The sequence below is a fragment of the Levilactobacillus koreensis JCM 16448 genome (genome assembly GCF_001435525.1).
GTDB classification, from domain to species: Bacteria; Bacillota; Bacilli; order Lactobacillales; family Lactobacillaceae; genus Levilactobacillus; species Levilactobacillus koreensis.
Map to the genome: position 1 here is coordinate 49108 of NZ_AZDP01000043.1, position 8494 is coordinate 57601.

The window sequence follows — 8494 nt, forward strand, 5'->3', positions numbered from 1 at the left end:
GCTACTCGTCTTTTTCGTGAGTAGCCGTGAGTGCGCGCATTAGTGAGGAAGAGGAGTGAGTCCAACGGAAAAGCGAAATTTAATTTTGGCGTTTGAATCGAGTTGTGACGAGACGAGTGTGGCAGTCATTGAGGACGGTAAGAAGATCCTGTCGAACATCGTTGCCACTCAGATCAAGAGTCACCAGCGGTTTGGTGGGGTCGTGCCGGAAGTTGCGAGTCGACACCACATTGAAGAGGTCACACTGTGCATCAAGGATGCCTTAACGGAAGCTCAAGTGGGATACGACGACCTTGACGCCGTGGCGGTAACGTACGGTCCTGGCTTAGTAGGCGCCCTATTGATCGGGGTCACTGCGGCAAAGACGGTGGCGTTTGCCCACGGTTTGCCATTGATTCCCGTGAACCACATGGCCGGTCACATCTATGCGGCCCGTTACGTGGAACCCATCGAATTTCCAGCGATGGCCTTGCTGGTTTCCGGTGGACATACGGAATTGGTTTACATGCCAGCCGAGAATCAATTTGAAATTATTGGTGAGACGCGTGATGACGCGGCCGGTGAAGCCTACGACAAGGTTGGCCGGGTGATGGGCGTCAACTACCCAGCCGGTAAGACGGTCGATGAATGGGCGCATCAGGGGCACGATACGTTCAAGTTCCCCCGGGCGATGGAGAAGGATGACAACTTCGATTTTAGCTTCAGTGGGTTGAAGAGTGCCTTTATCAACACCACCCACCACGCCGACCAGATTGGCGAAACACTCAGCAAGCAGGACTTGGCAGCCAGTTTCCAACAAGCGGTCGTCGATGTGCTAGCGGAAAAGACGCAAAAGGCGTTGGCCGATTATCCGGTTCACCAGCTGATTTTGGCTGGGGGAGTCGCTGCCAACTTAGGGTTACGGGAACGGTTGGAACGCGACTTATCCAGCAACCCAACGACTCACTTGGTTAAGGCACCGTTGAAGCTGTGTGGCGACAACGCGGCCATGATCGGGGCATTCGCCGAAGTGGCTTACCGCCACGGCGACTTCGCCGATGCGACACTGAACGCGGACCCCAGTTTGGAATTCGATTGGGTCGCTGATCCGGTTAAATAAGCTAATTTGAAAGGGCACTGAGATCATCTTCTGATTGGAGATGGTTTCGGCGTCTTTTTTGGCGACACGGTGTTTACCTGGCAGCAATGCAATAATGGTTAACCCAGCTTAAGTCATCACCTAAAAAAGCTACTTGATTAATGGTTATGAAGACCATAAATCAAGTAGCTTTAATTTTTAACCATCAAAATCTTCCAGGGATAAACTCTTTTCGGTCCATTCCTCTTCGGTGGCGTCGAGGTCGGTAGTGACTGCGGTCAGTTGGGCCTGCAGGTCAGCCAGCTTCTCGGCGTCGTTGAAGTTTTCTGGCGAGCTCATCGCCGTTTCAATCGTCGATTTTTGCGTTTCGAGGTCGCCCAGTTTTGTTTCCAGCGCATCGACCTGTCGGCTGAGTTTCCGTTTCGCCTTTTGCTGTTCCTTCTGTTGTTGGTAGTCGACCTGAGTCTGCTTGGGCGCGTCACTCGTGGGATTGGCCGCTTCGGCTTCGGCCGCTTCTTTAGCGGCGTAAGCGTCCTGTTCGGCTTTCTTTTCCACGTAGTAGTCGTAATCGCCCAAGTAGCGGGTCGTACCGGCAGGAGCCAACTCAACGACCTGCGTGGCAACTTGGTTAATGAAGTACCGGTCATGGGAAACGAATAAGATGGTGCCGTCGAATTCGTTCAACGCGTTTTCCAAGACCTCTCGGCTGTCGATATCCAAGTGATTGGTCGGTTCGTCTAACATAAGGAAATTGTCGTGGCGCAAGGCCAGCTTCGTCAACAGTAACCGCGCCCGTTCACCACCACTTAGGCTATGAACGCTCTTGTCGACATCACTACCAGTGAATAGGAAACTTCCAAGGATGGAACGGATATCGCCCTCGGGAGTTGTAGGATGATCATCCCACAACTCATGTAGCACGCTCTTCTTGTCGTGCAGGGTGGCTTGATCTTGGTCGTAGTAACCGGTATCGACACCAGTACCAAAGATGATTTGACCCTGAATGGCCGGAATACGGCCCAGAATGGTTTTTAGTAGGGTCGACTTGCCGATGCCGTTGGGACCGACAATTGCCACGGCCTGATGCTTTTTGATGTCGAGGTTGACCGGAGCACAGAGAATCTGTTGGTCATAGCCGACTGCGCCGTTGACCACGTCCAAGACGACATTACCGCTTTGCCGGTGAGGTCTGAACGTGAAGCGGGCAACCTTTTCATCGCCCTCAGGTTTGTCCATCTTATCCATTTTCTCCAGTTGCTTCCGTCGTGCTTGGGCCCGTTTGGTCGTGGAAGCCCGGACGATGTTTTTGTTCACAAAGTCTTCCAGTTTACCAATCTCGGCCTGTTGCTTGTCGTATTCCTTCCACTCGCGCCGTAGCCGTTCGGCCTTGGCTTCGATATAGTGGGAGTAGTTACCGGGATAGTGAACCAAGCCACCGTGGGCCATGTCATAGACGTCGTTGACCACGTGATCGAGGAAGTACCGGTCATGGGAGACGACCAGGATGGCACCAGAATAGCCCTGAAGGTAACCTTCTAACCAAGTCAACGTTTCAACGTCCAAATGGTTCGTGGGTTCGTCAAGAATTAACAGGTCGGGACGTTCCAGCAGTAATTTTGCCAGGGCCAGCTGCGTACGCTGACCACCGGAGAGTTCGTTGATCGGCTTATCATAATATTCTTCACCGAACTCAAACCCGTGGAGTACGCCACGGATCTCGGCCTGATAGCCGTAACCGTTTTGATCGCTGAAGTCTTGTTGGAGTTGATCGTAGGTCTTGGTGACTTGGGTAAATTGTTCCTGGTCCGCAATAATATTGGGATCACTCATTTGTTGTTCTAATTCGTGAATGCGCTGTTCCATTGCCCGGAGCGTGGCAAAGACGTCGAGCATTTCGTTCCAGACGGTCTTAGAGGAAGCGAGGCCGGCATTTTGCGCCTGGTAGCCAATGGTCAGCCCCCGTTTTGTCGTAATTTGACCGACATCCGGTGTGGTTTCGCCAGCAATCATCTTGAGTAGGGTGGATTTTCCGGCACCGTTGCGGCCCACCAGCGCCACCCGTCCGTGTTCAGGGACGTCGAGGCTAACGTTTTCAAAGAGCACGGTCGCTCCGAAGCGTCGCGTGACTTGTTGAACTTGTAAAAGAATCACGGTAAATGGACCTCCTTTTCAATTTTCGTATAGGTTGATAGTTCTTATTCTAGCATATTTACCGGACAGACCGAAATATAGAAAGAATTGTGAAAAATATTTGCAATTTCTTTCACAAGACGGGCGGTTATGCTATAATCTGTAAGAAAGCAAATTTCACAATCAAAAAGCTATTTAGGGAAAGTGTCACCGTCGGTTGGCGATGACCAGTATTTATTGATTAGGAGGTCTCATGTTTTGACAGATCAAAAGATTCCCCGCGCCACAGCAAAGCGGCTCCCCATTTACTACCGTTATTTGAACATTTTGTTGGACGCGGACAAAACTCGTGTGTCCTCGACGGAACTTTCTGAAGCCGTTAAGGTTGATTCAGCAACCATTCGTCGAGATTTTTCTTACTTTGGGGCCCTTGGTAAACGGGGCTACGGGTATGACGTTGAAAGTCTCATCAAGTTCTTCAAGAAGATTTTAAATCAGGACCGATTAACTAACGTGGCCTTGATTGGGGTCGGAAACTTGGGCCATGCGTTATTGAACTTTAATTTTCACCAAGACGGCAATGTCCGGATCAGTGCGGCCTTTGATGTCAGCCAGGACATGGCCAACACGATTCAAAGTGGCGTGCCAATCTATCCAATGACCGATTTGCGGACACAATTGGAAGAACAACAGATTCAAATCGCTATTTTGACGGTGCCATCTGATGTTGCCCAATCCGTAACGGAAGAAGTTGTCGCCGGTGGTGTGAAGGGAATCTTGAACTTCACCCCACTGCGGATCACGGTGCCAAAGGATGTTCGGGTCCAAAACGTGGACTTAACTAACGAACTCCAAACGTTGATCTACTTCTTGGAACACTACAATAAAGATTAATGAAAGACACCCGCTCGGTTTAGTCCGAGGGGTGTTTTTTGTTTGGTCTAAAGGTTGGAAGATGAAATACCTGTCTCGCACCAGTATCGGTAAGAATTTGCGTCATTAAATTAGTGTAAATTTGCCGCACTCTGGCTGCCAGGAATTCCGCCTGCTGTGGGGACGCTTCAGACTGGAAAATCACCAGTCTTCTCGCTCGCTTTGAAGCCACGAAGACCGCGTGTCTCCAAAGTCGCCCGTGCTGTAAGCTGGCTGATGATGAAGCGCCAGCCAACACCACCTCCACGGCTGGCTACGTCCCTGTCCTCCTCCGGCTCTGACTGTGCTTTACCACGACAACAGTCGGGAAAAGTGAAAACTTAGTACTTTCAATCTTTGGTTTCGGTTTAGTCAGGGCGCATTCTAACGATTGACAGCCGTTAGTGTGGCGTGCTACTCTATGACCAACTAAAAGTATCGGAGGGTTGCTGGATGTCGGTCGTTCAATAGGTGTTACGCAGGAAGCTGAAAAGTGGGCAAGTGCCTGCTAGTTTTAGTGTACCCGCAACCACTTGAACGAAAACTGACATCTGCGCCCACACAAAATTTTTCAGGGGTGCAGTCTCGACTGTGCCCTTTTTTGTACGCAAAATTAATGGGGTGGTTATAGTCACCTTTCGTTACCAGCCTTTCGGGTACCACCGTTTGCGAAAGGAATTATCGAAATTGAAAATTGATTTAAACCAATACGGGTGTACCGAACAATTGAAACGGCTCGCCGCCGCGTCTCCTGACTTCGACTTGGCGCGCGTGACCGAGCAGCACCGAGAAACTTACCAAGTCATCAGTGTGGCTGGGCCGTTACCAGCGGAAATCGCGGGTAAGCTCCGTCATGACCTGACCGTTGCAACCGAACTGCCGGCGGTCGGTGATTGGGTGTTGATCACGGTCACCCCCGACCAACAGTTGGCCCTGATTCAACGCGTTTTGCCGCGGCAGAGTGTGTTAGAGCGAGCAGCGGTTGGTAAGACGGGGGCTGGCCAGATCATTGCGGCCAACGTGGACACCATCTTCATCTGTATGTCGCTCAATGCGAATTTTAACGTTCACCGGGTCGAACGCTACCTGACCATGGCGTGGGACAGTGGGGCGGTGCCGGTCGTGGTGCTGACCAAGGCCGATTTGTGTGCCGATGTGACCGCCAAGCTAGATGAGCTAGCCGACGTGACGATGGGCGTGGACGTGATCACCTGCTCCGCGCAAACTGGGGACGGTGTTGACGCACTCAAAGCCTATGTGACTGGTAACCGGACCGTTTCCTTCATCGGCTCGTCTGGTGTCGGTAAGTCGACGCTGATCAACGGTTTACTGGGCGGAGATGTTCTGGCTACGAAAGCAATTCGTACGGATGATGACAAGGGTCGCCACACGACCACGTCACGGGAACTCTTGCGGGTGCCAACTGGCGGCGTGGTGATTGACACGCCGGGGATGCGCGAGCTACAGGTCCAAAGCGGCGACCTGACCAAGGCCTTTGCGGACATTACCACATTAGCCAGCCAGTGTAAATTTCGGAACTGCACCCATCAAACGGAGCCAGGATGCGCCGTTCAGGCGGCTATTACGACGGGGGAGTTAGATGCAAGTCGCCTAGCGAGTTACCGTAAACTCCAGCTGGAGATCAGCTATAGCGACATGAGCGCCCGTGAACGGGAGAACGCCAAGATCCAACGCTTCTTTGGGAGCAAAAAGGAAATGAAGCGAACCATGGAACACGTGCAGAAGATTCGCCGGCGGTAATAGCTAGTTAGGTTGGTAAGACAAACAAACCCTAATATTTTAAATGAATGATTAATCAGTTCGTCCTGCTCTGGCTAATAGGTTATTAGTTGGAAGGGGACGAATTTTTTGGAGCATATTTGAATGATGTCAATGGTAGGGTGGATGATCTAACTGAAAGGTCAGACGGTGGGTCGCTGTGGTTGTGTTGGAAATCGGTCTAAGTCGGTGGCAGCCAGGGGTACACCAGGCGTGGCGATCTTGTTAACTGGCAATAAGATGACGGCACGTGTTCGTGGCCCCAAAGCGAGCAAGGAGAAGGGGCTATTCCAGTTTGAAGTGTATCCACAGCACGGCAGCTACAGGGCAACTAATTTCAACACGGCCGAACCTATGGCGCCCAACCTCTCAGCGAGTCATGACCGAAATAGTTTGTCAAATTCCTTGATTTTTAAAAGGAAAAACCATATATTAGATATTGTGATTAGCACTTATGTTAGTCAAGTGCTAACAGTGCTAAAAAGTAAGTTTATTGGAGGGATTCAAGTGTTAAAACCATTAGGAGACCGCGTCATTTTAGATCAACCAGAAGAAGAAGAAACCACGGTTGGCGGCATTGTTTTAGCAAGTAATGCCCAAGAAAAGCCTTCAACGGCCAATGTCGTTGCAGTTAGCGATGGTCGTGTGTTAGACAATGGCGACAAGGTAGCCCCAACTGTTAAGGTTGGCGACAAGGTATTGTTTGATAAGTATGCCGGTACTGAAGTTAAGTACGATGGTAAGACGTATCTTGTTTTACACGAAAAGGATTTAGTCGCAGTTATTGACTAGTGACTTTCCCACTAATACGATTGAATATAAAAATTTTAGTATGAGGTGAATTTAAACAATGGCTAAAGAATTAAAGTTCTCTGAAGACGCACGCAGCAAGATGCTTGCTGGTGTTGATAAGTTAGCTAACACGGTTAAGACGACCTTAGGACCTAAAGGCCGCAACGTTGTTTTGGAACAAAGCTATGGCAACCCAACGATCACCAATGATGGTGTGACGATCGCCAAGTCCATCGAACTCGAAGATCATTTCGAAAACATGGGTGCTAAGTTAGTTTCCGAAGTTGCTTCCAAGACCAACGATATCGCTGGTGACGGGACGACGACCGCAACTGTTTTGACGCAAGCTATCGTTAACGAAGGTATGAAGAACGTGACTGCCGGTGCTAACCCAGTTGGTATCCGTCGCGGGATCGAAAAAGCAACCGCTGCTGCCGTTGATGGCTTACACAAGATGTCACATGACGTCAAGACCAAGGACGATATCGCCCAAATTGCTTCCATTTCATCCGCAAGCAAGGAAACTGGTAAGTTAATTGCTGACGCCATGGAAAAGGTTGGTAACGACGGGGTTATCACGATTGAAGAATCCCGTGGTGTTGATACCAGCTTGGACGTTGTTGAAGGGATGCAATTCGACCGTGGCTACATGTCACAGTACATGGTTACCGACAACGACAAGATGGAAGCTAACTTAGACAATCCTTACATCTTGATCACTGACAAGAAGATCGCTAACATCCAAGACATCTTGCCATTGTTACAATCCGTCGTTGAACAAAGCCGTTCACTGTTGATCATCGCTGATGACATCACCGGTGAAGCTTTACCAACGTTGGTCTTGAACAAGATGCGTGGGACCTTCAACGTGGTTGCTGTCAAGGCTCCTGGCTTTGGTGACCGTCGTAAGGCACAATTACAAGATATCGCTGTCTTAACTGGTGGGACTGTCATTACCGATGACTTAGGTCTTAACTTGAAGGACACGACCATTGATCAATTAGGTCAAGCACAAAAGGTTAACGTCACTAAGGACAACACCACGATTGTTGAAGGTGCTGGCTCTAAGGACCAAATTGCCGACCGTGTTGCCGAAATCAAGGGCCAAATCGAAGACACGACTTCTGACTTCGACAAGGACAAGTTAAAGGAACGTCTGGCTAAGTTAGCCGGTGGCGTTGCCGTTGTCCGTGTTGGTGCTGCTACCGAAACGGAACTGAAGGAACGTAAGTATCGGATCGAAGATGCTTTGAACGCTACCCGTGCTGCCGTTGAAGAAGGCTTTGTTGCTGGTGGTGGGACTGCTTTGATCAACGTCATCGCTGACGTTGCCAAGGTTGAAGCTGAAGGCGACGAATTGACTGGTGTCAACATCGTCCTGCGGGCCTTGGAAGAACCAGTTCGCCAAATTGCTCAAAACGCCGGGGTCGAAGGCTCTGTCGTGGTTGAACACTTGAAGAGTGAAAAGCCAGGCGTTGGGTACAACGCTGCTGATAACAAGTACGAGGACATGGTTAAGGCTGGAATCACCGACCCAACCAAGGTTACCCGTTCTGCTCTTCAAAACGCTGCTTCTGTATCTGCTTTGTTGTTGACGACTGAAGCCGTTGTGGCTGACAAGCCTGAAGATAACCCAGCACCTGCAGCCCCAGCTGCTAACCCAGGAATGGGCGGCATGATGTAAAACTTAACTCACTAGCGAGCTAGTGAAAAAAGAAGAAGCCAACCGGTGTTTGCCGGTTGGCTTCTTTGTGTGTGCGCCCGGCATGGGCGCTAACTAGGCGGTGAAAGTCCGCTGTGGAC

6 protein-coding genes are annotated in these 8494 nt (G+C 50.3%); 5 read left to right on the top strand and 1 reads right to left on the bottom strand.

Annotated elements, in window-relative coordinates; translation table 11 throughout:
- Positions 1-55: 55 nt before the first annotated feature.
- On the top strand, positions 56-1099 hold the full coding sequence (gene tsaD / locus FC99_RS03580; RefSeq protein ID WP_048732428.1) for a tRNA (adenosine(37)-N6)-threonylcarbamoyltransferase complex transferase subunit TsaD: 1044 nt from the start codon (positions 56-58) through the stop codon (positions 1097-1099).
- 177 nt (positions 1100-1276) lie between these two features.
- On the opposite strand, the gene FC99_RS03585 is transcribed toward tsaD, so the two are convergent.
- Positions 1277-3229 (bottom strand): ABC-F family ATP-binding cassette domain-containing protein, encoded by a 1953-nt coding sequence (locus FC99_RS03585; protein WP_048732427.1) that lies wholly within the window; start codon positions 3227-3229, stop codon positions 1277-1279.
- Between the two features lie 237 nt (positions 3230-3466).
- Between FC99_RS03585 and FC99_RS03590 the strand changes: the two genes are divergently transcribed.
- The 4 genes from FC99_RS03590 (at position 3467) to groL (ending at position 8375) form a co-directional block, all read left to right on the top strand.
- Positions 3467-4102, top strand: a complete 636-nt coding sequence (locus FC99_RS03590) for a redox-sensing transcriptional repressor Rex (protein WP_048732426.1) — start codon at positions 3467-3469, stop codon at positions 4100-4102.
- 705 nt (positions 4103-4807) lie between these two features.
- Positions 4808-5881: a ribosome small subunit-dependent GTPase A gene (rsgA, locus tag FC99_RS03600; protein ID WP_053083535.1), complete on the top strand. Its 1074-nt coding sequence runs from the start codon at positions 4808-4810 to the stop codon at positions 5879-5881.
- 525 nt (positions 5882-6406) lie between these two features.
- The gene (groES, locus tag FC99_RS03605; RefSeq protein ID WP_048736247.1) at positions 6407-6691 is read left to right on the top strand and encodes a co-chaperone GroES; all 285 of its coding nucleotides are present in this window, start codon (positions 6407-6409) and stop codon (positions 6689-6691) included.
- A 58-nt stretch (positions 6692-6749) separates the two neighbouring features.
- Complete coding sequence (gene groL, locus FC99_RS03610; RefSeq protein ID WP_048732424.1) at positions 6750-8375, top strand: chaperonin GroEL; 1626 nt, start codon at positions 6750-6752, stop codon at positions 8373-8375.
- Positions 8376-8494 lie beyond the last annotated feature (119 nt).

Bases quoted from the DNA above. Each gene is read 5' to 3' on its own strand.
- groL (WP_048732424.1), top strand. From the start codon at position 6,750: ATGGCTAAAGAATTAAAGTTCTCTGAAGACGCACGCAGCAAGATGCTT.